This is a genomic window from Bariatricus sp. HCP28S3_A7 (assembly GCF_052066375.1).
GTDB lineage: Bacteria > Bacillota > Clostridia > Lachnospirales > Lachnospiraceae > Allocoprococcus.
This window is the reverse complement of record NZ_JBQHSG010000088.1, coordinates 1-657: the sequence shown is the minus strand read 5'-3', so window position 1 is coordinate 657 and position 657 is coordinate 1. Positions and strand designations below refer to the sequence as shown.

General features: G+C 43.8%; 2 protein-coding genes. Both read left to right on the top strand.

What is annotated here, in order from left to right:
- Positions 1-142 precede the first annotated feature (142 nt).
- Positions 143-427, top strand: a complete 285-nt coding sequence (tnpB, locus tag ACTNA4_RS16105; RefSeq protein WP_177296314.1) for an IS66 family insertion sequence element accessory protein TnpB — start codon at positions 143-145, stop codon at positions 425-427.
- Positions 396-657, top strand: a 262-nt coding sequence (locus tag ACTNA4_RS16100; protein ID WP_441031181.1) for a hypothetical protein, incomplete at its 3' end; no start/stop codon positions are given. The genes tnpB and ACTNA4_RS16100, both read left to right, overlap by 32 nt.

Below are 657 nucleotides of genomic sequence, written 5' to 3'. Positions count from 1 at the left end.
CGGATTTTTTGAGAAAAAGGTAAAATATTATTCGAGAAAAGCATTCAAGAGATGCTGTAACTTACATTAGTTACAGCATACTTCTCAAATAATAATACTTCTCGGATAATCGGTATTATTCGAGTTCTAAAATAATACCGATATGCGAAAATCCATTGACGGACTCTGCGCCGTTATCGAAGACCAGCTTAAGATGGATCCGTCGTCCAGTGCTCTCTTCCTTTTCTGCGGAAGAAGACGGGACAGGATCAAAGCCTTGTTCCGGGAACCGGACGGCTTCGTTCTAATCTATAAGCGCTTGTCTGTCCGCGGCGGCTATCAATGGCCCAGGAAGCAGTCGGAGGTCCGGAATCTTTCCTGGCGGGAGTTTGACTGGCTGATGTCGGGGATCGATATTGACCAGCCAAAAGCCCTCAAAGCAGAGTAAAAAGTATCTGGATTTCAGCAGAAATCCTGCACAGAAAAACCCGGAAATCCCTTGTAAATTCGGCATTTTTCAGGAGTCATTTTCCTTTAGTAAAAGCCCCGTTTCTGGTATAATAAAGATATCAAATCCGAGGAGAGAACCGATGGCTTCCAATGCGAAAGATATCCAGCTTCGAGAGCTGAAAGATACAGTATCACAACTGAAAACAATGGTATCTGAACAGACTGAGC

What these genes read in the sequence shown, in the direction of transcription:
- tnpB (WP_177296314.1), top strand. Translation starts at nt 143, where the DNA reads ATGCGAAAATCCATTGACGGACTCTGCGCCGTTATCGAAGACCAGCTT.